A 23,109-nucleotide genomic window follows, 5' to 3' on the forward strand; every position below is an offset into this window, starting at 1 on the left:
CGAACTCAGCTGGCTTGCCGGCCTGCCGTACCCGGTGACGGGGGGAGGTCTAACCCCTACCAGCCGCGCAGATCCACCGACCAGGTCTCGAGGACCTCCTCGTCGCGGACGACGTGCATCCGATCGTGGTAGGCGACGGTCGGGTCGACGTGGGCGGGGGTCACCAGCACCCGGTCGCCGACGCGCACCGGGTCGTCCGCCGCGAAGGTCACGTGCTCGTCCGAGCAGAACCACACCTGCGCGCCGGGGATCGTCGGGTTGCCGTGGTCCATGCCCAGCGCCTTGAGCCCGACGTCGGCGACGGCGTACGCGGGCATGTCCGGCCGGGCCGCCGAGACGTGCACGATCGTCCCCAGCACGTGCAGCGCCTGGACGTACCCGACCCCGGCCGCGGCGTAGGCGGAGTCCATCAACGCGTAGGAGCCGGCCTGCATCTCGGTGACCCACGGGTTGCACGCCGCGGTCCCGGTGCCGCCCCCCGAGATCACGTCACCGCCGACGTCGCGGTGCGCGGCGAGCAGGAGTTCCATGGCGGACTCCGTCAGTCGCGCCCGCTCGTCGACGTCCGGCCACGCCTGCAGGTGCCCCTCGTAGCCCATCACCCCGCGGACCGTGAGCCCCGCCGCGCGGGCCCGGTCGGCGAGCGCTCCGGCGTCGGACGGTCGGCACCCGCAGCGCGGCATCCCGACGTTGACGTCGACCAGCACCTCGCGCACCCCGCCCGCCGCGGCCGCGTCGATCGTCTCCGGGGAGTCGACCGCCACGGTCACCCGCGCGTCGAGCCGTCCCAGGCGGCGGGTGTCGAGCACCTCGTTGGCCAGCAGCAGGTCGGCCCCGAGCCCGGCGGCGGCCATGCCCTCGACCTCGCGGATCGTCGCGCAGGTGAAGCCGACCGCCCCGTGCGCGGCCTGCCGGGCCGCGAGCGCCGTCGTCTTGTGCGCCTTCACGTGGGGTCGCAGGGTCTCCCCCGGCCGCCGCGCGGCCATCGCCGCGAGGTTCGACTCGAGCGCCGCCGCGTCGACGACGAGCGCCGGGGTCGTCAGGTCGGCGAGACGCTGCGTCACCGGCCCTCCCAGCGCCCGCCGAGAATCCTGCCGAGGTGGGCGTTGTCGAACCGGCCCTCGGGGTCGAGCCGGTCGCGCAGGGCCACGAAGGCGTCGAACTCCGGGTAGGACGCGGCCAGCTGCTCCGCAGTGCGGGTGTGCAGCTTCCCCCAGTGCGGGCGGCCGTCGAGGGCGGTCATCACCGCCTCGACGGCGCCGAAGTACGCCTCGTGCGGGCGCGTGTGGTGGACGTGGACGGCGAGGTAGGCGGAGTCCCGGCCCGACGCCGTCGACAGCGGGACGTCGTCGGCCGCGGCCACCCGCACCTCGACCGGGAACGTCACGTCCGCCGCGTGCCGGGCCGCGGCCGCGCGCAGCCCGGCGAACGCCTCGCCCAGCGCCGCCCGCGGCACGGCGTACTCCATCTCCTTGAACCGCACCCGCCGCGGGCTGGTGAACACGCGGTAGGAGCGGTCGACGTACTCCGCGTTCGCCATCTGCCCCGCCATGACGCGGTTGAGCGTGGGGACCGCGCCCGGCGCCGCCGCCCCGAGCCGGCACACCAGCTCGAACGCGCCGTTGCCCAGCAGCTCGTCGCCGACCCAGGCGCCGAGCCGGCCGCGGGTCGGGCCCTCGGCCGTCGTCCGGTCGTTCAGCTTCGTCGCGGCGACGTCGGTGTGGGGGAACCAGTAGAACTCGACGTGGTCGTGCCGCTCGGCCAGCTCGTCGAAGCCCGCGAGCACCTCCGCCAACGGCATCGCGGCCTCCGTGGCGTGCAGCGCGAAGGCGGGAACGCACTCGAGGGTCACCGCGGTGACGACGCCGAGCGCCCCGAGCCCGAGCCGCGCGTGGCGGAAGATCTCCGGGTGCTCGGTCGGGCTCGTCGTGATCACCGTGCCGTCCGCGAGCACCATCGCCAGCGCCCGGATCCGCGCCGCGATGCCGGTGTGCCGCGCCCCGGTGCCGTGCGTCCCGGTGGCGACCGCGCCGGCGATCGTCTGCGCGTCGATGTCCCCGAGGTTCGGCAGCGCGAGCCCCTGCTCCCACAACGCCGCATTGAGCGACCGGATCGTCATGCCCGCCGGCACCGTCGCGAGCATCCCGCGGACCTCCGGCACCCCCTGTGACGGGACCGCCAGGGCGACCCCGTCCGGCGCGCCGATTCCGGTGAACGAGTGGCCCGACCCGGTCGCCTTCACCCGCAGCCCGTCGCGAGCGGCCTCCTTCACCGCCGTCGCCACGTCGTCGGTGGTGCGGGCGACCACCCGCCGGGTGGGCGTCGTGCGCTGGTTCCCCGCCCAGTTACGCCAGGTCAACTCGTTCCTTTCCCGACGACGGGTCGGCCTGCGGCAGCCCCGCCGTCCCGTCGCGCAGGCGGCGCCGCAGCACCGCCACGTACCAGAGTCCGGTGAGGGCGAGCCCGCCCAGCACCACGTAGTCGGCCGCGCGGAAGGCCTCCGGCAGCGTCAGGGCGGCCACCACGACCACGAGCCACAGCATCGCCAGGCCCGCCACCGGCAGGGCCGCGCGGCCGAGCGAGAACGGCGCGGGCCCGTCGTCCCGGAGTCGCCTGCGCCGGGCGAGGTAGCCACCCAGCGTCAGCAGGTAGATCAGGTACGGCACGAGGGCGGTGGCGCCGACGAGGATCGTGAAGGCCGCGCCGTCGAGCGTGCCGTAGGCGAGCAGGGCCAGGCAGACGACCAGGCTGACGACGAGGGCGACCACGGGCGTCGCCGTCGCCGCGTTCACCCGGCACAGCGCCCGGGAGGCCGGCAGCAGCCCGTCGCGGGCCATCGCGAAGAGCAGCCGCGAGTTCGACGCGGCGGCCACCACGAGCAGCGCGAACATCGAGAAGACGACGACCACGAGGAACACGTCGGTGAGCACCGGCCCCAGCCAGAACGTGGCGATCGCGGCCAGCGGGACCGGGGAGGCCTCCACGGCGCCGAGGTCGGGGATCGCGAGGGTGAAGCCGACGAGGGCGACCAGCCCGAGCACCCCGGACACCAGCGCCGCGACGATCATCGCGCGGGGGACGGTGCGGCGGGCGTCGACGGCCTCCTCGGCCATGTCCGCCGCGGCCTCGAACCCGACGAGGGTGAAGATGCCGATGAGCGCCCCGCCGACGATGCCGTCGGCCAGGGGCGTGCCCGGGTTGACGGCGGCGAGGAAGCCGACGCCGTGCCCGCCGTCGGGGGTGGCGCCCCGGTGGGTCGCCCACAGCACCAGCAGGAGCACCGACAGCACGACCGTGCCGGCGATCTCGGCGAACACCGCGAGGTTGTTCACCCGCGCGGCGAGCTGGACCCGGACGACGTTGACCGCGTACGCCAGCAGGAGCGCGACCACGGCGATGAGCAGCAACGTCAGCGGGTCGGCCGCGTCGAGCCCCAGCACGGTGGCCGCGAGCGGCGCGAGGCCGACCAGCGCGATCCCGGGGAGCCCGACGGCGGAGTACAGCAGGCCGAGCGCCCCGACGGTGTAGCCGAAGCCGGTGTTCACCAGGCGGGCCGACCACTGGTAGTTCGCTCCCGCGAGCGGCATGTGCGCGGCCAGCTCCGCCAGGACGAGCACGACGAGGAGCTGCCCGACGGCGGCCACCGGCCACAGCCACACCGCCGCCGGCCCGAGGGTGGTCAGCCCGTAAGCGTAGTTGACGAAGATGCCGGTGGTGATCGAGACGACGGAGAACGCGATCGCGAACAGCGCGAACCGTCGCAGCACCCGCGGGAACGCGCTCGCGTAGCCGGCCTCCATGGGTGCCCAGCGTGCGACCTGCGTCATACTGAGTCAAGCGTCCGGGACGGTTGTCCAAGTTGGGGAGGAACCGTGGCACGGGTGTCGGCGGCCGACCGGCGGCGCCAGCTGGTCGAGGCGGCGTTCCGGGTGATCGGCGCCGAGGGCTTCGCGGCCGCCACCACGCGGCGGATCTGCGCCGAGGCCGGCGCTCCGGTCGCGGCGTTCCACTACTGCTTCGCCTCGAAGGAGGAGCTGTTCGTCGAGCTCACCGAGGTGACCGTGGCGGCGCTGCGGGACGCGCAGGCCGACGGGGTGCACATCGTCGGCGGGATCGGGGCCTCCCTGCGCGAGACGCTGCGCCAGTGGTGGGCGACGGTCGAGGCGGCGCCGGAGCGGGAGGTGGTGCTGACCGGGCTCACCCATCACGCGATGCACGAGCCGTCGCTCGCCGGGGTCGCGCAGCGGCAGTACGACGCCTACCACCGGACGGCGGCGGCGACGCTGGAGTCCCTGGCCGCGGCGTGCGGCGTGACCTGGTCGCTGCCGGTGGAGCAGCTGGCGCGGATGCTCGTGGTGGTCACCGACGGCGTGACGATCGCGTACCTCGTCGACCGGGACTCCGCGGCCGCCCGGGGAGTGCTCGACGCCTTCGCCGCGCAGCTGGCGCCCCTCGCCTCGCCGTCGTGATCACGTCGACGGGACCGTCGTGGCTGATGTCGATCTTCGTGGCCGCCGTGGCGGTCACCCCGACGTGATCATGGTCGACGTGGTGCGCGCGGGGGGCCACTGTGGTGAGGTCGGCCGCGTGAGCGAGTTGCGCACGGTCGACGTCGCCGAGGTCGAGGCCGTCGTCCGGAAGTTGTGCGTCGAGGCCAACCACGAGCTGCGCGAGGACCACGTCGCCGCGCTGCAGCGGGGGCGGGCCGCCGAGGAGTCCCCCATCGGCCGGGAGGTGTTCGACCGGCTGCTCGAGAACGCCCGGGTCTCGGCCGCCGAGCAGATCGCGTTCTGCCAGGACACCGGGTACGCCGTGGTGTTCCTGACGATCGGGCAGGACGTCCACTTCGTCGGCGGCTCACTGGCCGCGGCGATCGACCGCGGGGTGGCCGAGGGCTACTCCGACGGGTACCTGCGGGCCTCGCTCGTCCGCTCGCCCGTCGACCGGGTGAACACCGGCGACAACACCCCGGCGATGGTGCACTACGACCTCGTGCCCGGCTCGGGCATCGAGCTGACGCTGCTGGTCAAGGGCGCGGGCTGCGACAACATGAGCGCCCTGCGGATGCTCACCCCGGCGGCGGGCGTCGAGGGCATGAAGCGCTTCGTCGTCGAGACCATCGAGAAGGCGGGGCCGAGCGCGAGCCCGCCGGTCACCGTGGGGATCGGCATGGGCGGGACGTTCGACCGGGCCGCGGTGCTCGCCAAGCGGGCGCTCACGCGGAACCCCACCGGATCGCCGTCGCCCGACCCGAAGCTCGCGGAGCTGGAGGCCGAGCTGGTCGACGCGATCAACGCCACCGGCATCGGGCCGGCCGGGTTCGGCGGCACCGTCACCACGGTCGCGGTGCACGTCGAGGCCTACCCGACGCACATCGCGGCGTTCCCCGTCGCGATCAACCTCGACTGCCACTCCCACCGGGTGCGGAGCGTGACCCTGTGACCGCCCTGAACCTCCCCCTGACCGATCCCGCCGCCCTGCACGCCGGGGACTCCGTCACCTTGAACGGCACCGTCTACACCGCCCGCGACGCGGCGCACGCGCGGTTCATGGAGGCGCTGTCGGCCGGCGAGGACCTGCCCTTCGACGTCGCGGGCGCGACGATCTACTTCGTCGGCCCGACGCCGGCCCGGCCGGGCCACGTCATCGGCAGCGCCGGCCCCACGACGGCGAGCCGGTGCGACGCCTACTCCCCTGCGCTCGTCGAGCGGGGGCTGGCCGCGATGATCGGCAAGGGGCGGCGCAACGCCGAGGTGAAGTCCTCGATGCTCGAGCACGGCTGCGTCTACTTCGGCGCGATCGAGGGCACGGCCGCCCTGCTCTCGCAGTGCATCACCTCGGCCGAGATCGTCGCCTACGAGGATCTCGGCGCCGAGGCCGTGCGGAAGCTGACGATCTCCGACTTCCCGGCCCTCGTCGTCAACGACCTGCACGGCGGCGACCTGTACGACGACGGGCCCGCGCGCTACCGCCGACAGGCCTGACCGTCTAGAGCTGGGCCCGCACGCCCGCCTCGTGGGGCAGGGACCGGGTCTGCTCGGCGAGGCCCGCCTCCATCGCCGAGCGGGACTCGGTGCCGCCGAGCCGGCCCACCGGCAGCACGGTGCGGTGCCGGACGTCCTCGATCACGAGAGCCGTGGCGAGGTAGGCGGCCAGGGCCGCGACGACGATCGCGACGATCCCGCTGATCCGCATCCACGTGGCGGAGGCGGTGATGTCGTAGACCCCGCCCGCGACGAACCGCAGGGCCGCGCTGATCAGGACGACCGAGAACAGCGGCTTCGAGGTGAGACCCGGGATCGCCATCAGCACCAGCACCCCGGCGAGGGCGCAGAAGAGCACGCCGCGCGGGGCGCTCGTGGTGGCGCCGGTGTACTCCTGCACCACCACGTCGGTCGGCCAGGTGACCGCGAGCAGCCCCAGCAGCGTCGCCACCAGCGGCTCCCGGGTGAGGAACCCGAGGACCGCGGCGAGGAACTGCGGCAGGGCGATGAAGGTCGCGAGCATGACCATGACGACCCGGGCGTCCTGCTGCGAGAACCCGCCGAGGTGGGTCACGGCCAGCAGGACGTTGCCGATCGCGAAGGCGAACAGCCCCAGCGGCAGCGGACTCGCGTAGGCGCGCAGCACGATCGACGTGCGCTCGAGGGCCTCGTCCCGGGTCGTGTCGCCCCGATCCCCCGCCCGGCCGTGGCGTGGCCCCGCCTCGTGGCGGCCGGAGCCGTCGGTCGCGGGATCCGGCTCGGGCGGAGCGTCCGTGGTGGTCACGGCGCGAGGGTCCCGCACCGGTTGACGCCTCAAACGGGACACCGCACCCGGTTGACCTGCACCCGTCGTCGGGAAGTGCTCTGATCCGACCCATGCGCTACGACGCGACCCTCGCGGAGACGATCGGCATCCGTGGCCACGGCGACGACCTCATCGAGGCCTACACCGCCCGCCCGATGGACCCGGGCCCGCACCCCGGGATGATCGTCATCCACCACATGCCCGGCTACGACCGGGAGTCCAAGGAGATCACCCGCCGCTTCGCGACGATGGGGTACTCGGCGATCTGCCCGAACCTCTACACGCGCGAGGCCCCGGACGCCGAGCCCGACGACGCCGCGGCCACCGCCCGGGCGCAGGGCGGTGTGCCCGACGAGCGCTTCGTCGGGGACGCCCGCGGCGCCGCGGCCTGGCTGCGGAGCCTGCCGAACGCGACCGGGGCGGTCGGCGCGATCGGCTACTGCTCGGGCGGCCGGCAGGCGGTGCTCACCGGCATCGAGGTCGACGTCCAGGCGACGGTCGACTGCTACGGCGCCTTCGTCGTCGGCACCCCGCCGGACGGGTTCCCGCTGAAGGTCGGGCCGCTGGCCGACCGGATCCCCGAGCTCGGCGCCCCGCTGCTCGGCCTCTTCGGCAACGACGACTCCTACCCGTCGCCGGAGCAGGTCGACGAGCTGGAGAAGCTGCTGCAGGAGAACGGCAAGACCTACGAGTTCCACCGCTACGACGGCGCGGGCCACGCGTTCTTCTCCGTCGACCGGCCCGCGTACCGCCCGGAGGCGGCGGTCGACGGCTGGGCGAAGGTGGCCGACTTCCTCGCCCGGCACCTGCACCAGGACGTGGTGGGGAGCAACTGATGTGCACCTACTCGACGGAGAAGGTCGCCCTCGCGCGGTCGAGCGGGAAGACCCGTGACGGCTGGCAGCCGATGAGCCAGGCGACGGTCTACTACGACCACCCGGTCCACGCGCCCGACGCGCACACCGTGAACATCGACTTCCTGGGGCGTGAGCCGGGCTCCCGGGTCGCGGTGGAGCTCTCGCTGGAGTCCGCCCGGGAGCTGCTGGCGGCCCTCGAGGTCACCGTGGAGCGGGCGAAGCACCACTAGGTGCCTTCGGCTGGTGAGCACTAAGTGGGCCTATGACCCCACTTAGTGCTCACCTGCGCTTGCGCACCGGGGCAGTAGCGATATATCGTTGAGCCATCGCCGACAGTCGGCGATACCTACCGAGAGGATCGGACGACATGTTCGACATCAACGAGCGCCCCGGGTGGGCGCACAAGCGGGGCCACCACGGCCCTCAGCACGGCGAGCCCGGCGACTCCCGCCGCGGCGCGCCCCGTCGTCGGGGTGGAGGCCCCTTCGGCATGGACTTCGGGCCGCCCTTCGGCCCGGGCGGTCCCGGTGGGTTCGGCCCCCGCGGTCGCGGTGGTCGCGGTCGGGGTGGTCCCTTCGAGGGTCCCGCCGAGGAGCGCGGTCCCGGTCGCCACGGCCACGGCCCGCACGGACGTGGTCGCCGCTCGCGCGGTGACGTCCGTCTGGCCATCCTGGCCCTGCTCCGCGAGGAGTCGCGCCACGGCTACCAGATCATCCAGGAGATCGCCGAGCGTTCGGGCGGCTCGTGGAAGCCCAGCCCGGGGTCGGTCTACCCGACCGTCTCGCAGCTGGCCGACGAGGGCCTGGTGCACACCGAGAAGTCGGAGGGGCGCACGCTCGTGCACCTCACGGAGGCCGGCCGCACGTACGTCACCGAGCACGCCGCCGAGCTCGACGCCGTGTGGTCGCAGGTCGCGGCCGGCGCGCAGGACGGGTTCGGCGACCTCCGCACGGCGGGCCGCGGGCTGGCCGGGGCGGTCGCCCAGGTCGCGCAGGTCGGCACGCCCGAGCAGGTGACCGAGGCGACGAAGGTCCTCGACGAGGCCCGCCGTCGGCTCTACCTACTGCTCGCCGAGGTCGACGCCCCGGAGAACGGGGACGCGACCGACGAGACGGACGGGACCGCGTGATCGCAACAGGCCCGTCACACGCGACTCCTACGCTCGACCGCCGCTGATGGCGACGACGAGGAGGAGCACGTGCTCGGCCTGTTCGCGGGAGGAAGCGCCCCACCGGCCCCCGGTCCGGTCGCACGCCGGGTCGCCGGGGAGCGGTGGGCGCTCCAGTACCGCGTGGTCCACGGCTACCGGCGGGCGTTCCGTCGCGCCGGGACCGGACCGGTGCTGCTGCTGATCCACGGGATCGGCGACGACTCCTCGACCTGGGGCCCGGTGCTCGACGACCTCGCACGCGACCACACCGTGATCGCCCCCGACCTGCTCGGCCACGGCGGCTCCGACAAGCCCCGCGGCGACTACTCGATCGGCGCCTACGCCAACGGCATGCGCGACCTGCTCTCCGTCCTCGACGTCGACCGCGCCACGCTGGTCGGCCACTCGCTCGGCGGCGGCGTCGCGATGCAGTTCGCCTACCAGTACCCCGAGCGCACCGAGCGGCTCGTGCTCGTCGGCGCCGGCGGGGTGGCCCGCTCGGTCACCCCCGCGCTGCGCGCTGCGTCGCTCCCGCTGGCCGACCTGCTGCTGCCCGTCCTGGGCTGGCCCGGGGTGCGGTTCCAGACGGAGCTGGTGCTGCGCTTCCTCCAGCAGCTCGACACCGGGCTCGGCCGCGACGCCGAGGACCTCGTCCGGCTCGTCGACGCCCTGCCCGACGCCACGAGCCGGTCGGCCTTCCTGCGCACGCTGCGCGCCGTCGTGGACTGGCGCGGCCAGGTCGTGACGATGCTCGACCGCTGCTACCTGACGGCGGGCATGCCGACGCTGCTGGTCTGGGGCTCCGACGACATGGTGGTCCCGGTCGAGCACGGGCGCACCGCGCACGAGGCGATGCCGGCGAGCCGGCTGGTGATCTTCGAGCGGGCGGGGCACTTCCCCTTCCACACCGACCCCCGACGCTTCGTCACGGTGCTGCGGGAGTTCCTCGCGTCCACCGAGCCCGCCGACTGGAGCCCGTCGGAATGGCGCTCCCTGCTCCGCACCGGGGCTCTTCCCGACGCCGGGTCGGCGCCGGTCGTGTAGCACATCACGTGCTACACCTGACCGCGTTCGTGGCCTACGACCACCGCCTCGCGGACGCCGCGCGCGAGGAAGGACTGCCCGTCGCCGCCCCGGCTCCCGGCGGAGGAGCGCCCGGATGGGCAGACTGATCACGTGACCTCCTCCGCTGACGCCCCCGAGACCGACGACCCGTACCTCTGGCTCGAGGACGTCACCGGCGACGAGGCCCTGTCGTGGGTCCGTGAGCGCAACGCCGAGAGCCTGGGCCGGTTGACCGACACCGAGCACTTCGGCGAGCTCCGGGACGGGCTCCGCGCGGTACTCGACTCCGACGACCGCATCCCCTACACCCGCCGTCGGGGGGAGCTGCTCTACAACTTCTGGCAGGACGCCGAGCACCCGCGCGGCCTCTGGCGCCGCACGACGCTCGACGCCTATCGCAGCGGCGACCCGGACTGGGAGCTGCTGCTCAACGTCGACGCCCTCGCCCGCGACGAGGACGAGAACTGGGTGTGGGCCGGTGCCGCGGCGCGCTGGCCGGACTACACCCGCGCGCTCGTCCAGCTCTCCCGCGGCGGCGCCGACGCGACGGTCGTGCGCGAGTTCGACCTCGCCGAGAAGCGGTTCCTGACGGCGGACGAGGGCGGCTTCGTCCTCCCCGAGGCCAAGAGCCGCATCTCGTGGGTCGACGACGACACGGTGTTCGTCGGGACCGACCTCGGCCCCGGCTCCATGACGACGTCGGGCTACCCGCGGGTGATGCGGCGCTGGTCGCGCGGCACCCCGGTCGCCGAGGCACCCGTCGTCTTCGAGGCGCAGGAGACCGACGTCTCCGCCTTCGCCGGCAAGGACCGGACGGTCGGGTTCGAGCGCGAGATGGTCGGGCGCAGCCCCGACTTCCACACCGTCGAGGAGTTCGTGCTCCGCCCCGACGCCACGCTCGTGAAGATCGAGGCGCCGGCCGACGCCGACACCGACCTCGACCGCGCCTGGCTGCTGGTGCGCACCCGGTCGCCGTGGACGGTCGCCGGTACCGAGTACCCCGCGGGCACGCTGCTCGCGTTCGAGGCCGAGGGGTTCCTGAACGGCTCCCGCGAGCACACGGTGCTGTTCACACCGACGGCGTCGCGGTCGCTCTCGGGGTGGTCGTGGACGAAGAGCTACCTGATCCTCACCGTGCTCGAGGACGTGGCGACGCGGCTGGAGGTGCTGACCCCGCCGTCGGGCCCGGAGCAGTGGGCCGCGGGCGACTGGGCGCGCCGCGAGCTGCCGACCGGTGAGGCGTTCGCCGAGGTCGCGGTGGTCGGGATCGACCCCGACGAGTCCGACGAGATCTTCCTCGACACCGACGGCTTCACCCGCCCGTCCACCTTCGCCCGCACCGTCCTGGGCGCCTCCGCGGAGGAGGACGCGCCGCTGGAGACACTGCGGTCCGCCCCCGGGTTCTGGGACACCACCGGCGTCACGGTCCAGCAGTTCTTCGCGACGAGCGACGACGGTACGAAGGTGCCCTACTTCGTCGTCGGGAAGGAGTCGGCCGAGGCCGGGCCGGTCCTCATGACCGGGTACGGCGGGTTCGAGATCTCCCTGACGCCGTCGTACTCCGGGATCATGGGCCGGGGCTGGATCTCGCAGGGCGGGACGTACGTCGTCGCGAACATCCGCGGCGGCGGGGAGTACGGGCCGGAGTGGCACACCGCGGCGCTGCGCGAGAACCGGCACCGGGCCTACGAGGACTTCGCGGCGGTCGCGCGGGATCTCGTCGAGCGCGGGATCACGACGCCGGACCGGCTCGCCATCCACGGCGGCTCCAACGGCGGGCTGCTCATGGGCGTGATGATCACGCGGTACCCGGAGCTGTTCGGGGCGGTCGTCGTGATGGTGCCGCTGCTCGACATGCGGCGCTTCCACCTGCTGCTCGCCGGCGCATCCTGGCAGGCGGAGTACGGGGAGCCGGACGACCCCGACGACTGGGCGTTCATCTCGCAGTACTCGCCCTACCAGCACCTCGCGAAGGACGCGACGTACCCGGCGATCCTCGTGACCACGTCGACCCGCGACGACCGCGTCCACCCCGGGCACGCGCGCAAGTTCGTCGCGCGCCTGCGCGAGTACGGGCACCCCGTGGAGTACTACGAGAACGTCGAGGGCGGCCACGGCGGTGCGGCCGACAACGCCCAGCGGGCCTTCCAGTGGGCGCTGGTCCTGGAGTTCTGCCGGCGCGTCGTGGGCTGAGCCCCACCGCTCGTGGCAGCGGAGCGTCGTTGCTGTCGTCCAGTGACAGCAACGACGCTTTCCTGCCGCGGAGGAGTGTTCGAAACGGACCTCGGGGTGACGCCGCGCGTGCCATCCTCGACGGCGGGGAGGTGATCGCCATGTCGACCACATCGAGGCGCGAGCACGGCGACGACTTCGTCCCGACCGAGGAGATCATCCGACGGCGGGGCGCGAAGCCCCTGCGCTCCGCCGACGAACTCGCCCGCGAGGACGCCTTCTCCTCGGACGAGGAGTACGAGAACTTCCTCCGCGATCTCTACGCCTCGCGCCGACGCTCGTGACCCTCGTCGTCCTCGACACGGACGCCGCCTCCGCCCTGATCCTCGGGCGGGCACCCGCAGCGCTCGCCGCGAGCGTCACGGGGCACGTCCCGGCCATCACGTTCGTGACGCTCGGCGAACTCACCGTGTGGACGCTGGTGCGGCGGTGAGGACCGCGCCGGCTCGCCGCGATGCGCAGCTTCCTCGCCGCACTCGTGGTCCTGCCGTACGACGAGGCCGTCGCGCTCCGCTGGGGCGAACTCCAGGCCTACGCGCAGCTCCGTGGCCGCCCGCGGCCGGCCAACGACACCTGGATCGCCGCGTGCTGCCTCGCCCGGGGCGTCCCGCTCGCGACCTTGAACCTCCGCGACCTCGAGGACTTCGCCGAGCACGAGGGACTCGAACTGCTGCCGACCGGTTGAGGGGCGGACATGACGACGTGGCGGAACTGCCACTGGACGACAGCAACGACGCTCCGCTGCACACTCGACTACACGAGGCGCGACAGCAGTCTGTCCGCCTCCGCCTCCGGGTCGGACGTCAGTCCGGTGTGCACCGGCCCGGCCTGGACCACGGTCGAGCGCGGCGCCGTCAACCACCGGAACCGCTCGCCGGGCGACAGCGCGCCGGCCGGGCCCTCTCCCGCCACGACCCGCGGCCAGGCCCGGACGGCCGTGGCCACCTCGTCGACGTCGAGGTCGGCGAACAGCGTCGACAACCGCTCGACGTCGAGCGCCAGCCGCATCGTCAGCACCACCGCGTGCCGACAGTAGAGCAGCACGCCGACGTTGACGCACTCGCCGCGGTCGACGCGCGGCACCACGCGCAGCGGCGCCCATTCGTACGTGTTCACGGGGCCCACGACCGCTCCGCCACGCGCGCCAGCAGGTGCTCGACGTAGGCCTCCCGCGCCGCACCCGCCGTCGGGAAGTCGGCAGTCCCAGAACCCGAGGGGAAGCCCCCGACGAGCCAGTCGTCGGGCACCTCGGCGACCACCTCCTCCAGCATCGAGCGGCTCACCAGCGGCGAGAGCGACGTGTCCGCGGCGGCCCGCGCACCCGGCGTCGTGAAGGGCAGGAGCACGTGGTCGGACGCGTCGTAGGCGCGGCCGACCACCGCGGCGGCGCGCGCCCAGGAGTGGTGGAAGTACAGGCAGGCGCCGTGGTCGATGCACCACAGGTCGCGGTGCCAGCGCAGCAGGTTGGGGTTGCGCCAGGAGCGGTCGACGTTCTCGACGAACGCGTCGAACCACAGCACCCGCGCCGCCTCGTCGGCGTCGACGGTGTGCGCGACCGGGTCGAACCCGATCGCGCCGGGCAGGAAGTCCATGCCGAGGTTGTCGCCGCCGGAGCGGGCGAGGAGTTCCTGGACCTCCCAGTCCGGCTCGGACTGCGCCACCACCGGGTCGAGCTCCACGACGACGAGCTCGGGCACCCGCAGCCCGAGCGCCCGGCCGATGCCGCCCGCCACGACCTCCGCGACGAGCGCCTTCACGCCCTGCCCGGCGCCGGTGAACTTGACGACGTAGGTCCCGAGGTCGTCCGCCTCGACCAGCCCGGGGAGCGACCCGCCCTCGCGCAGCGGGGTGACGTACCGGGTCGCGACGACCCGCCTCACCGCAGGCCCAGGGCGTACCAGACCTGCGCGTACGGGTTCGCGTTGTACGCGTCGACCTCGACGAACCCGGCCCGCTCGTAGAGCGTGCGCGCCTCGACCAGGTCGGCCCGCGTGTCGAGGACGACCCGCGCGCGGCCGGCCTCGCGGGCGCGGCGCAGCAGGTCGTCGAGGAGGGTCTTCCCGACGCCGAGCCCGCGCGCGGCGGAGGCGGTCCACATCCGCTTGATCTCGGCCGCGTCGTCGGGGACGTCCGCGCCGCGGAGGCGCAGCCCGGCGCAGCCGAGGACCGCTCCGTCGGCGGCGAGGGCGAGCACGAACACGCCGTCGGGCGGCACGAGGCCGCCGTGCGGGCTCGCCGCGACGAAGGCGTCGATCTCGTCGTCGGTGGCGGGCCGCCCCTCCATCCGACCGAGCACGTCGCCGACGTAGCCGCGCAGCGCCCCGAGACCCGGCTCGACGTCGGGCCGGGTCTCGTGGAGCGTGATCGTCGGGACGGTCATGCGCCCAGGTTCTCAGACGGTGTAGCCCGGGCTCGACAGCATCTCGACGATGACGGCGCTGATCCGCTCGATGTCCTGCGGGCGCAGACCGAACATCGCGAAGTGACCGGCCGGGGTGTCGATGACCCGCAGCTCGCCGTGGGGCAGGTGCCCGGCCTCGTTCTCGCAGTCCTCGACGGGGAAGAAGTTGTCCCCACCGAACGGCACGACGAAGAAGTGGGCGGTGATCTTGCCCAGCGCCGCCTCGAGTGACCCGCCGCCGTGGGGCGAGATGTCCCCGGCCCACCACTTGTTCGCCTGCGTGACGAGGTTGTTCGGGTCCATCGGGGCAAAGTAGCCGCGGATGAAGCTCTGCCGGAAGTCGTTCGCCGAGGCGAAGCCCAGCCCCCGCCAGTGCTCGCCGCGGTACCACTCGTGCGTGAAGCCCTCCAGCGAGAACGCGATGGCGTGCCGGGTCAGGCCGAGGCGCACGTCCGCGGCGTCGGCGTAGAAGCCGTCGGCGAACGCCGGGTCGGACTTCAGCAGCTCCATGTGCAGGTCGATGAAGACCTGGTTGTGCACCGGGGTCTTCGCGGTCCCGGCGAACGCGGCGGCGCGGGGCACCATGTCGGGGAAGCGCACCGCCCACTCGTAGGTCTGCTGGGCCCCCATCGACCAGCCCAGTACCGCGTGCAGCTGCTCGACCTCGAAGTGCTCGGTGACCAGCTTGTACTGCGCGAGCACGTCGTCGGCGATCGAGACGAACGGGAACTGGCCGCGGTCGAAGGGCGGCGGCGTGTTCGACGGCGAACTCGACATCCCGCCGCCGAGCTGGCCGGGGCACACCACGAAGTACCGGTCGGTGTCGACCGGCTTCCCCGGGCCGATGTAGTCGTCGAGCGACGACGGGGTGCCCGAGTACATGTGCGGGAAGAGGACGAGGTTGTCCTTGTTCGCGTTCAACGTGCCGTGCGTGCGGTAGGCCAGCTGCGCGCCCGGCAGCGTGTAGCCCGACTGCAGGACGTACCCGCCCAGGTCGAAGTACTCGTGCTCGCCCTGCTGGACGTGCGAGTAGTAGCCCTGCCGGTCGGTGCCGGTCATGTGTGACCTCCGCGCTGAGTCGATCTTCCCGGGGCGGAGCCTACGGCGACGTGGGTCACACGCGCAGCCGGTGGACGGCGTTGCGGGCGCCGGAGGTCGGTTGGGTGCGTCCGAGGGCGTCGGTGGCCCGCGCGACGACCGTGCCGCCGGCGCCGACCCGCGCCCGGAATCCCTGCCAGGCCCGGCCCCGCGCCCGGTCCAGCTCGACCGCGACCGGCGCGCCGTCCACCGTCACCGCCACCCGGGTCACCGGCACGGAGCTCCACGCCCAGCCGTGGACCACCCCGTCCGCGACCCGCGTGAGCACCGACGTGACGTCGAGCTCCCGGACCGGCACCGACCGGCCGTCGGGACCGGGACGGACGTAGAGCCGCGTGGTGAACAGGTGCTCGGGCCGGTGGTCGGCGAGGGTGAGCTCGGTCAGCCACTTCACCGAGTTCGTCCCGAAGAACCCGGGCACGACGAGCCGCAGCGGGCCGCCGCGCTCAGTGGGCAGGCGGACGCCGTTGCAGGTGTGCGCGACGAGGGCGCGGTCGAGGACCGCGTCGAGCGGCAGGTCCTTCAGGTAGTCGGGGCTGGACGCGCCGCCGAACTCGCCGTGGTCGGCGCCGCGCGCCCAGAGGGAACTCGCCCCGTCCCCGATGCCGGCGAGGTCGAGCACGTCGCGGAGCCGCGCGCCGGTCCACACCAGGTTCGCCGCCCGGCGCACCCACTCGCCGGGCGCGAGCGGGTTGCCGAAGCACTCGTGCACGGACTCGACCCGGTGCGTGGGCAGCGCCCGGACGTCGTCGGGCGTCACGGTCACCGCGCGGTCGACCAGCCCGGTCACGACGACGGGTCGGTCCGGCCGGGGTGCCGGGAGGCCGAAGTGCCCGATGACGAACGCGTCCTCGAGCGCGGTGACGCGGCTCGTCAGGCGCTCGGGCGGGACGAGTCGCCGGACGGTCCCGACCGTGTCCATCCGCGCGCGCACCGGTCCGAGGGTAGGGCTCAGGCCGCCGCCGGCCAGCGAACCTCGATGCGGGCACCGCCCTCGGGCGACCGCGCGGCACGTACCGACCCACCCCGGCTCTCGACGAGCCGCGCCACGAGGGCCAGGCCCAGCCCCGAGCCGGGCGTGCCACCCGTGGCGTCGAGCCGGGTGAAGCGGTCGAAGATCCGCGCCCGCTCGTCGTCGGGGATGCCGGGCCCGTCGTCGTCGACGAGCAGCCGGGCGTGGCCCCCGGCGGGGACGACGGAGACGTGGACGACCGTCCGCGCGTGGCGGCGGGCGTTGCCGAGCAGGTTGTCGAGGACCAGCCCGACCTCGGCCGGGGTCGTGGACGCCGAGACGGGAACCGGCGCCCAGACCGTGACCACCGGTCCCCCGTTCTCCCCCGTCGCTCCGCTCGCCCCGCCGGGCTGCCGTGCCACCGCCTCCGCGACGGCCTCGCCCAGGTCGACCGGCTGGGCCTCCGGGAGCCGCCCACCGTCCGCCCGGGCGAGGGCGAGCAGGTCGGTGACCAGTGTCGACAGCCGTTCCGCGTCCTTCGCGACGCCCTCCCACGCCGCCGTGTCCTCCCCCTGCCGCGGGTGCGCGACCGCGACCTCCGCCTGGGCGCGCACCGACGCGATCGGTGAGCGCAGCTCGTGGGCGGCGTCGTCGGCGAAGCGGCGGACGGTCGAGACCGCGTCGTCGCGCCGCGCCAGGAGCGCGTTCAGCTCCTCGGCGAGCGCGGCCACCTCGTCGTGCGCGGGCGGCACGGGCAGCCGCTCCCCCTCCCCCACCTGCGACGCCGCGATCCGCAGGCGGCGCACCGGCCGCAGGGCCGCACCGGCCGCGAACCAGGCCGCCGCGGCGAGCGCGAAGGCCGCGACCACGACCCCCGGCACGAACCAGAACGCCGCGTCACCGAGCAGGGAGGTCGCGCCGAGGAGGTCGCGCGAGGCGAGGACCAGGCGCGGTGTCCCGTCCGGCAGCGTCACCGGCACGGCCACCCACCGCCGGGGTTCGCTGCCCGGCCCGGCCACCGTCACCGGCTCCCCGGTCGCGAGCGCCCGGACGACGGGCTCCGCCAACGGCAGCGGGCCTCGCCCGTCGGCCGGTGCGCCGGCCACGTCGGTCACCCGCAGCGGCGGCGGCAGGGCCGCTCCGTTCCGGACGGCGGGTGCCGCGGTCACCGCCCGGTCGCGCAGCTCCCCGTCGCCGGCCGCCACGACCGCCGACAGCAGCAACCCCGCACCGAGACGTGCCAACGCGCCGAGCACCACGAGCGCCACCACGCCGACCACCAGGGCGATCCGGGTCCGCAGCGTCCGCCGCGCCCACCAGGTGCTGATGCCGTGGGGGGAGGATCCGAGCGCTCCTGCGGTGCGAGGGTTCCCCTCACGCGGGGCGGGGGGCGGAGCGTTCACGACGGCGGGTGGAGCCGGTAGCCACGTCCGCGCTCGGTGACCACGAGACCGTCCGCGCCGACGGACGTGAGCTTGCGGCGCAGGTAGCCGACGTACACCTCGACGACGTTGCGGGCGGCGGCACCGTCGCCCCAGACGTCGGCGAGCAGCTCGTCCTTGGTGACGGTCACGCCGGGGCGACCGGCGAGGTGGCGCAGCACGGCGAGCTCCCGCGCGGACAGCCCGATCTCCGCGCCGCCCCACGTCGCCGCGTCACCGTCGATCGTGAGCGCCCCGACCACGAGGCGCGGCGCCGACGGGGCGCGGCGACGCAGGAGCGCCCGCAGCTGGGCGACCAGCACGACGAACGAGAACGGCTTGACGACGTAGCCGTCGGCGCCGAGGTCCAGCCCGTCGGCCTGGTCGACCTCACCGTCCTTCGCCGAGAGCAGCAGCACCGGCGTCTCGATCCCGCCCGCGCGCAGCTGCTCGAGGACCCGGTAGCCCGACAGCCCGGGGAGGATGATGTCGAGGACCACCGCGTCGAACGTGCCCGTCGACGCCTCGGCGAGCCCGGCCGGCCCGTCGCCCACGGCGACGACGTCCATGCCCTCGGCGCCCAGCCCCCGCACGAGCGCGGCGCGCACCCCCGGCTCGTCGTCGACCACCAGCACACGGGGCACGTGCGCGACGGTAGTCCCGACGACGCTGTGAGGGTCTCAGCCTCGGCGCCGCAGGATGGTCCCCATGAGGCGCAGATGGTTCGGGGCAGCGGGAGCGGTGGCGGCGGCCGGGGCCGTCGTCGCCGGGGTGGTGGGGATCGGCACGGCGTCGGCACAGCCGCAGCTGCCGCCGGTGAGTCCGGAGGACCTCGTCGCCTCCGTGATGACCGCGCAGCCGGGGCCGTTCAACGGCACCGTCGGGATCGACAACGAGCTCGGCCTGCCGGCCCTGCCCGGCGCCCCGCAGCTCGGGAACGGCCAGCAGAGCGCCCGGGTGTGGTCCGGCGGCGACGGCAAGGGCCGCGTCGCGCTGCCCTCGGGTGACGGCGAGAAGACGCTCGTCTCCGACGGCACCACCCGCTGGGTCTACGACGCGACCGACCGCACGGCCACCCGGTCGACGGGCGGCGCGCCGGAGCAGAAGGACCCGCAGACCGACCCGGCCGGCGCGTCCGCCCAGATCATCGGCGACCTCCGGAAGACCAGCCAGGTCGCCGTCGACGGCACCGCCGAGGTCGCCGGGCGCCCCGCGTACACGCTGGTGCTGACCCCGCAGCCCTCCGAGCGCACGATGCTGCGCGAGGTCCGCGTCGCGGTCGACGCCGAGAAGCGCATCCCGCTGCAGCTCACGGTCCTCGCGACCGGGTCCGCCACGCCGGCCCTGCAGATCGGGTTCGACGACGTCACCTTCGGACCGCAGGACCCGTCGCTGTTCACCTTCACCCCGCCGCCCGGGACCACCGTCAAGGACGCCCCGGCCCGCGGTCAGGGCGCTCCGGGCGCCCCCGACCGCCAGGGCCCGCCGCAGGGCTCCCGCACGGTGGGCGACGGCTGGGACCGCGTCGTCGTGTTCCAGCGCCCGGCGCAGCAGCCGGGCCGGCAGGCGCCCCAGGGCGCCCCGGACCTCAACGCGCTCGGCACGCCGGTCACCGGCCCGTTCGGCAACGGGCGGGCGATCACGACCGCGGTCGGCACGGCCATCGTCACCGACGACGGGCGCGTCGCCGTCGGCGCGGTGCCGGAGCCCGTCGTGGCCGAGGCGCTGGGTACCAAGTGAGGCGAGCGCAGCGACGGGGGGTAGTGACGTGAGCGTGACCGAGCAGACCCTGGAGACCCGCACCGACCCGTCGTCGGGAACCGTGCTGGAGCCCGCAGCCCGGCTGCGCGATCTACGGAAGACCTACGGATCGGTGACGGCCGTCGACGGCGTCGACCTCGACCTGCCGGCCGGCGCGGTCGTCGGGCTCCTCGGGCCCAACGGCTCGGGCAAGACGACGCTGATCCGGATGCTGCTCGGGCTGACCGCGCCGACGGCGGGTCGGGTCGAGCTGCTCGGGCACGACGGCACGCAGCTCGAGCGGGCTCTCCCCGATGTCGGTGCGCTCGTCGAGGGCCCCGGGTTCCACCCCTTCCTGTCGGGTCGGGACAACCTGCTCCGCGCCGCGGCCTGCGAGCCGCGCCTCGACGGTGACCTGCGGGCGCCGGTGGACGCGGCGCTGGGGCGGGTCGGGCTCACCGAGGCGGCGCGGCGGCGGTACCGGGGCTACTCGCTGGGCATGAAGCAGCGTCTCGGGCTCGCCGCGGCGCTGCTCGTGCCGCGCCGGCTCGTGGTGCTCGACGAGCCGACCAACGGGCTCGACCCGGCCGGCACGCGGGACGTCCGGCGGGTGATCGCCGAGCTGCACGGGGCCGGCACCACCGTGCTGCTGTCCTCGCACCTGCTCGCCGAGGTCGAGGCGGTGTGCACGCACGTCGCGGTGCTGGCGCGGGGGTCGCTGCTGGTCTCGGGCGAACTCGCGACGCTGCTGGCCTCCGACGGCGAGCTCGCCGTCACCGTCGACGATCCCGCCCGTGGCCTCGCGGCCCTGCGTGCCGCCGGGTTCGCGGCGTACCTGCGGGACGACGCGCTGGCGGTCACCGAGGTGGACCCGCCGGAGGTGGTGGCGGCCCTGGTGCACGCCGGGGTCGGCGTGTGGGAGGTGTCCCGACGACGGGCCCACCTCGAGGAGCTCTTCGCCCGGCTGACCGAGGAGGACGCGTGACCGCGGTACTCGAACGGACCCACGCCCCGCTCGGCCGCGTGGTGGGCGCCGAGGTCCGCTGGGTGCTCCGCCGCCCGCGCACGCTCGTCGTGCTCGGGCTGCTGGCGCTGATCCCGGTGGCGGTCGCCATCGGGATCGCCGTCGCCGGCCGGGGCGGCCGCGGGCTGATCGCGCAGGTCGCGGGCAACGGCTTCGTCCTGCCCGTCGTCGCGCTCGGGCTGGCGCTGACGTTGCTGCTGCCGCTCGCCGTGGCCTCGGCCGCCGCCGACGCGGTGGCCGGCGAGGCCGGGTCCGGGACGCTGCGCGGGCTGCTGGTCGCGCCGGTGGGCCGGGCACGGTTCGTCGTCATGAAGGCGGCCGGGGTGATCACCGTGGCGGTGCTCGCGGTACTGATCATCGCGGTGGTCGGGATGATCGCGGGGACGGTCGTGGTCGGCGGGCCGGGCTCGCTCATCACGCTGTCCGGGACCACCCTCGGCGTCGGTGAGGCGCTCGGTCGGATCGCGCTCGTCGCAGTGTGGACGATCGGTCAGCTCCTCGCGGTCGGGGCGGTGGCGCTGGCGATCTCGACGTTCACCGAGCACCCGCTGGTCGTCCTCGCCTGCGTGCTCGGCGGGATGATCGTGTTCGGGGTGCTCGGCGCGATCCCGTCGCTGGACTGGCTGCAGCCGCTCCTGCTCACCACCGGCTTCGGCGCCGGCACCGACGTGCTCCGCGACCCGCTGCCGCTCGACGGGCTGGAGTCGTCGTCGCTGCGGGCGCTGGTCTACGTCGTGCTCGGCGTGGGCGTGACGTTCTGGCGGATGGCACGCCGGGACGGCTGACTCCTCACGGGTCGGCGAGCTCCGCGGTCGCGTAGCGGGTGCCGTCGGCCCGGAGGAGCTGCGCCCCGGTCAGGTCGAACGGGTCCGCGGGGACGGGCCCGGCCCAGACGCCGTACCCGTCCGTCACGGTGAGCGCCCCGGCGGTGCTCCGCGCCCCGCCCCGGGTGCACAGCTGCAGCGTCATCGTCCCCGACGCGGTGTCGGGCCCGTCGCCGTCGAGCGAGAGGTAGAGCCACGTGGGGTCGCCGGAGCGCCGACCGGGGTGGGCGTAGATCTCTCCCACCGGCTCCCGCCCGCGGGTCACCGGGGAGTGCAGGACCGCTCCGGTGCTCGGTGGCGCCGGCACCGTCGCCGCCACGGCCGACGGCGGGGCGGGCGGCTCGGGGGCCCCGGGTGCGCCGAGCGCGACGACGACGGCGCCCGCCACCCCGACGAGGACGATGCACGCCGCGGGGGCGATCCACCGGGCGTCACGACCGTCCCGGGCGTGGCGGCGGCTCGCCGGGCGCACGGCGCCGGGCTGCGCGGTGGCAGCCGGCGCGGACACCACCGGACCGTCGCGGCGCGCGCGCTCCAGGCGGGCCAGGACACGCGCGGCGAAGCCGGGCGGGGGCTCGACCCGCGGCAGGACCTCGAGGAGCGCGTCGGCGACCTCGGCGTACTCGCACGACGCGTGGCGGCAGGGCGGACAGCGCTCGAGGTGGTCGACGAGCCGGGTGCGCTCCCGGCCGTCGATGTCGGTGACGGCGTACTCGGCGGCCAGGTCGCGGAAGTGGGCGCACGGGTCGTCCCGGGACGCGGGCCCGGTCACGACCGGTCGTCCCGCCGGTCGGTCGACACCCCGCCGTCCGCGGCCGGTTGCAGCAGGAGGTCGCGGAGCTTGCCCACCGCGGCGCGCAGCCGGGTCTTGGCGGTGCCGAGCGGCACGCGCTCCTGCTCGGCGATCTCCGCGGCGGTGTACCCGTGCACGGCGGCCAGCAGCACCGCGCGGGCCTGGTCGAGCGGCAGCGCATGGAGCGCCGCACGCAGCGGTGCCGTCGACGGGATCCACTCGGGATCGGTCTCCCAGCCGGCGGGCTCGTGCCCGATCATGGCGGTGATGGCCGTCGGCTCGGACGGGGTCGGCACGCGGCGCTGCACCGTGCCCAGCGCCTCGTGGCGGGCGATGCCGGCCAACCAGATGCGGACGCTGCCGCGCCGGTTGTCGTAGGTCGCCGCGCGCCGCCACGCCTGTTCGAAACTGCGCTGCGCCACGTCCTCGGCGCTGACGGGATCGCCGAGCACGCTCAACGCGGCCCCGTACACGACCGGCTGGAAACGGCGCACGAACGCGACGCTCAATTCCGGATCCCCGACCCGGAATCCGGCCAGCAGCATTTCGTCGCTCATCACGCTCCCGGGCATCGGTCGACTTCCCCGTGGAGTGCATGACCCCTCCACCGGTGGCGCGACAGACGCGACGGTCCCGACTTCACCGTCGGGCATCCGGGTCCTTCGACCCTTGTTCGCGCGAACGACGTCCGACCGTTCCGCCATCCGGGTGGTGACCCGGTCGGAGCCAATCCATCGGGCACGCCCACCTCCTATGAGAAGGG

27 protein-coding genes are annotated in these 23,109 nt (G+C 74.4%); 14 read left to right on the forward strand and 13 right to left on the reverse strand.

What is annotated here, in order from left to right; genetic code table 11:
* Positions 1-56 precede the first annotated feature (56 nt).
* From A3CO_RS0122805 to A3CO_RS33915, 3 genes are read right to left on the reverse strand one after another with little or no spacing between them, the layout of a single operon-like run.
* The gene (locus A3CO_RS0122805) at positions 57-1,064 is read right to left on the reverse strand and encodes an alanine racemase (protein ID WP_018334568.1); all 1,008 of its coding nucleotides are present in this window, start codon (positions 1,062-1,064) and stop codon (positions 57-59) included.
* Complete coding sequence (locus A3CO_RS0122810; protein WP_026204897.1) at positions 1,061-2,359, reverse strand: D-arabinono-1,4-lactone oxidase; 1,299 nt, start codon at positions 2,357-2,359, stop codon at positions 1,061-1,063. The genes A3CO_RS0122805 and A3CO_RS0122810 overlap by 4 nt, the downstream gene beginning before the upstream one ends.
* Complete coding sequence (locus tag A3CO_RS33915; RefSeq protein WP_018334570.1) at positions 2,346-3,800, reverse strand: APC family permease; 1,455 nt, start codon at positions 3,798-3,800, stop codon at positions 2,346-2,348. Before A3CO_RS33915 ends, A3CO_RS0122810 begins: the two co-directional genes overlap by 14 nt.
* 72 nt (positions 3,801-3,872) lie before the next feature.
* Between A3CO_RS33915 and A3CO_RS38405 the strand changes: the two genes are divergently transcribed.
* The 3 genes from A3CO_RS38405 (at position 3,873) to A3CO_RS0122830 (ending at position 5,984) form a co-directional block, all read left to right on the forward strand.
* Positions 3,873-4,469, forward strand: a complete 597-nt coding sequence (locus A3CO_RS38405; RefSeq protein WP_026204898.1) for a TetR/AcrR family transcriptional regulator — start codon at positions 3,873-3,875, stop codon at positions 4,467-4,469.
* A 118-nt stretch (positions 4,470-4,587) separates the two neighbouring features.
* Complete coding sequence (locus A3CO_RS0122825; protein ID WP_211214533.1) at positions 4,588-5,442, forward strand: fumarate hydratase; 855 nt, start codon at positions 4,588-4,590, stop codon at positions 5,440-5,442.
* A complete protein-coding gene (locus A3CO_RS0122830) occupies positions 5,439-5,984 on the forward strand; it encodes a FumA C-terminus/TtdB family hydratase beta subunit (protein WP_018334573.1) in 546 nt (181 codons plus the stop codon). The genes A3CO_RS0122825 and A3CO_RS0122830 overlap by 4 nt, the downstream gene beginning before the upstream one ends.
* Before the next feature lie 4 nt (positions 5,985-5,988).
* On the opposite strand, the gene A3CO_RS0122835 is transcribed toward A3CO_RS0122830, so the two are convergent.
* Positions 5,989-6,768 (reverse strand): GPR1/FUN34/YaaH family transporter, encoded by a 780-nt coding sequence (locus A3CO_RS0122835; RefSeq protein WP_018334574.1) that lies wholly within the window; start codon positions 6,766-6,768, stop codon positions 5,989-5,991.
* Positions 6,769-6,860: 92 nt separating this feature from the next.
* Between A3CO_RS0122835 and A3CO_RS0122840 the strand changes: the two genes are divergently transcribed.
* The 8 genes from A3CO_RS0122840 (at position 6,861) to A3CO_RS39175 (ending at position 12,778) form a co-directional block, all read left to right on the forward strand.
* Positions 6,861-7,625, forward strand: a complete 765-nt coding sequence (locus tag A3CO_RS0122840) for a dienelactone hydrolase family protein (protein WP_018334575.1) — start codon at positions 6,861-6,863, stop codon at positions 7,623-7,625.
* Positions 7,625-7,876: a DUF6295 family protein gene (locus A3CO_RS0122845; protein WP_018334576.1), complete on the forward strand. Its 252-nt coding sequence runs from the start codon at positions 7,625-7,627 to the stop codon at positions 7,874-7,876. The genes A3CO_RS0122840 and A3CO_RS0122845 overlap by 1 nt, the downstream gene beginning before the upstream one ends.
* 137 nt (positions 7,877-8,013) lie before the next feature.
* Positions 8,014-8,775: a PadR family transcriptional regulator gene (locus A3CO_RS33920; RefSeq protein WP_018334577.1), complete on the forward strand. Its 762-nt coding sequence runs from the start codon at positions 8,014-8,016 to the stop codon at positions 8,773-8,775.
* 69 nt (positions 8,776-8,844) lie between these two features.
* On the forward strand, positions 8,845-9,840 hold the full coding sequence (locus A3CO_RS0122855) for an alpha/beta fold hydrolase (protein WP_018334578.1): 996 nt from the start codon (positions 8,845-8,847) through the stop codon (positions 9,838-9,840).
* 132 nt (positions 9,841-9,972) lie between these two features.
* Positions 9,973-12,054 (forward strand): prolyl oligopeptidase family serine peptidase, encoded by a 2,082-nt coding sequence (locus tag A3CO_RS0122860; protein WP_018334579.1) that lies wholly within the window; start codon positions 9,973-9,975, stop codon positions 12,052-12,054.
* 140 nt (positions 12,055-12,194) lie between these two features.
* A complete protein-coding gene (locus A3CO_RS0122865) occupies positions 12,195-12,377 on the forward strand; it encodes a hypothetical protein (protein WP_026204900.1) in 183 nt (60 codons plus the stop codon).
* On the forward strand, positions 12,374-12,526 hold the full coding sequence (locus A3CO_RS39170) for a PIN domain-containing protein (RefSeq protein WP_018334581.1): 153 nt from the start codon (positions 12,374-12,376) through the stop codon (positions 12,524-12,526). The genes A3CO_RS0122865 and A3CO_RS39170 overlap by 4 nt, the downstream gene beginning before the upstream one ends.
* Positions 12,527-12,547: 21 nt before the next feature.
* A complete protein-coding gene (locus A3CO_RS39175) occupies positions 12,548-12,778 on the forward strand; it encodes a PIN domain-containing protein (protein ID WP_018334582.1) in 231 nt (76 codons plus the stop codon).
* Between the two features lie 68 nt (positions 12,779-12,846).
* Here A3CO_RS39175 and A3CO_RS0122880 read toward each other — a convergent pair whose 3' ends face one another.
* The 7 genes from A3CO_RS0122880 to A3CO_RS0122910 are packed head-to-tail and all read right to left on the reverse strand — an operon-like array spanning position 12,847 to position 18,600.
* A complete protein-coding gene (locus A3CO_RS0122880; protein WP_157647800.1) occupies positions 12,847-13,209 on the reverse strand; it encodes a DUF3037 domain-containing protein in 363 nt (120 codons plus the stop codon).
* On the reverse strand, positions 13,206-13,973 hold the full coding sequence (locus tag A3CO_RS0122885; protein WP_018334584.1) for a HipA family kinase: 768 nt from the start codon (positions 13,971-13,973) through the stop codon (positions 13,206-13,208). The genes A3CO_RS0122880 and A3CO_RS0122885 overlap by 4 nt, the downstream gene beginning before the upstream one ends.
* A complete protein-coding gene (locus tag A3CO_RS0122890; RefSeq protein ID WP_018334585.1) occupies positions 13,970-14,473 on the reverse strand; it encodes a GNAT family N-acetyltransferase in 504 nt (167 codons plus the stop codon). Before A3CO_RS0122890 ends, A3CO_RS0122885 begins: the two co-directional genes overlap by 4 nt.
* 12 nt (positions 14,474-14,485) lie before the next feature.
* Positions 14,486-15,553 carry an alpha/beta fold hydrolase gene (locus tag A3CO_RS0122895; protein ID WP_018334586.1) on the reverse strand — a complete coding sequence of 356 codons (1,068 nt, stop codon included), beginning with the start codon at positions 15,551-15,553 and terminating at the stop codon, positions 14,486-14,488.
* 55 nt (positions 15,554-15,608) lie between these two features.
* Entirely contained in the window at positions 15,609-16,526 is a 918-nt protein-coding gene (locus tag A3CO_RS0122900) for a molybdopterin-dependent oxidoreductase (protein ID WP_157647801.1), read from the reverse strand.
* A 17-nt stretch (positions 16,527-16,543) separates the two neighbouring features.
* Positions 16,544-17,947 (reverse strand): HAMP domain-containing sensor histidine kinase, encoded by a 1,404-nt coding sequence (locus tag A3CO_RS40140; protein WP_281167698.1) that lies wholly within the window; start codon positions 17,945-17,947, stop codon positions 16,544-16,546.
* Complete coding sequence (locus A3CO_RS0122910) at positions 17,944-18,600, reverse strand: response regulator transcription factor (protein WP_018334589.1); 657 nt, start codon at positions 18,598-18,600, stop codon at positions 17,944-17,946. The genes A3CO_RS40140 and A3CO_RS0122910 overlap by 4 nt, the downstream gene beginning before the upstream one ends.
* Positions 18,601-18,673: 73 nt before the next feature.
* Between A3CO_RS0122910 and A3CO_RS0122915 the strand changes: the two genes are divergently transcribed.
* Genes A3CO_RS0122915 through A3CO_RS0122925 form a run of 3 tightly spaced genes read left to right on the forward strand, consistent with a single transcriptional unit; the run spans position 18,674 to position 21,514 of the window.
* The gene (locus A3CO_RS0122915; RefSeq protein ID WP_157647803.1) at positions 18,674-19,705 is read left to right on the forward strand and encodes a LolA family protein; all 1,032 of its coding nucleotides are present in this window, start codon (positions 18,674-18,676) and stop codon (positions 19,703-19,705) included.
* Positions 19,706-19,739: 34 nt separating this feature from the next.
* Positions 19,740-20,690, forward strand: coding sequence for an ABC transporter ATP-binding protein (locus tag A3CO_RS0122920; RefSeq protein WP_018334591.1), 951 nt, complete (start codon positions 19,740-19,742; stop codon positions 20,688-20,690).
* On the forward strand, positions 20,687-21,514 hold the full coding sequence (locus A3CO_RS0122925) for an ABC transporter permease subunit (protein ID WP_018334592.1): 828 nt from the start codon (positions 20,687-20,689) through the stop codon (positions 21,512-21,514). The genes A3CO_RS0122920 and A3CO_RS0122925 overlap by 4 nt, the downstream gene beginning before the upstream one ends.
* A 4-nt stretch (positions 21,515-21,518) precedes the next feature.
* Here A3CO_RS0122925 and A3CO_RS37660 read toward each other — a convergent pair whose 3' ends face one another.
* Both A3CO_RS37660 and A3CO_RS0122935 read right to left on the reverse strand, forming a co-directional pair.
* Complete coding sequence (locus A3CO_RS37660; protein ID WP_026204903.1) at positions 21,519-22,325, reverse strand: zf-HC2 domain-containing protein; 807 nt, start codon at positions 22,323-22,325, stop codon at positions 21,519-21,521.
* On the reverse strand, positions 22,322-22,903 hold the full coding sequence (locus A3CO_RS0122935; protein ID WP_026204904.1) for an RNA polymerase sigma factor: 582 nt from the start codon (positions 22,901-22,903) through the stop codon (positions 22,322-22,324). The genes A3CO_RS37660 and A3CO_RS0122935 overlap by 4 nt, the downstream gene beginning before the upstream one ends.
* Positions 22,904-23,109 lie beyond the last annotated feature (206 nt).

This window comes from Actinomycetospora chiangmaiensis DSM 45062, assembly GCF_000379625.1.
GTDB lineage: Bacteria > Actinomycetota > Actinomycetes > Mycobacteriales > Pseudonocardiaceae > Actinomycetospora > Actinomycetospora chiangmaiensis.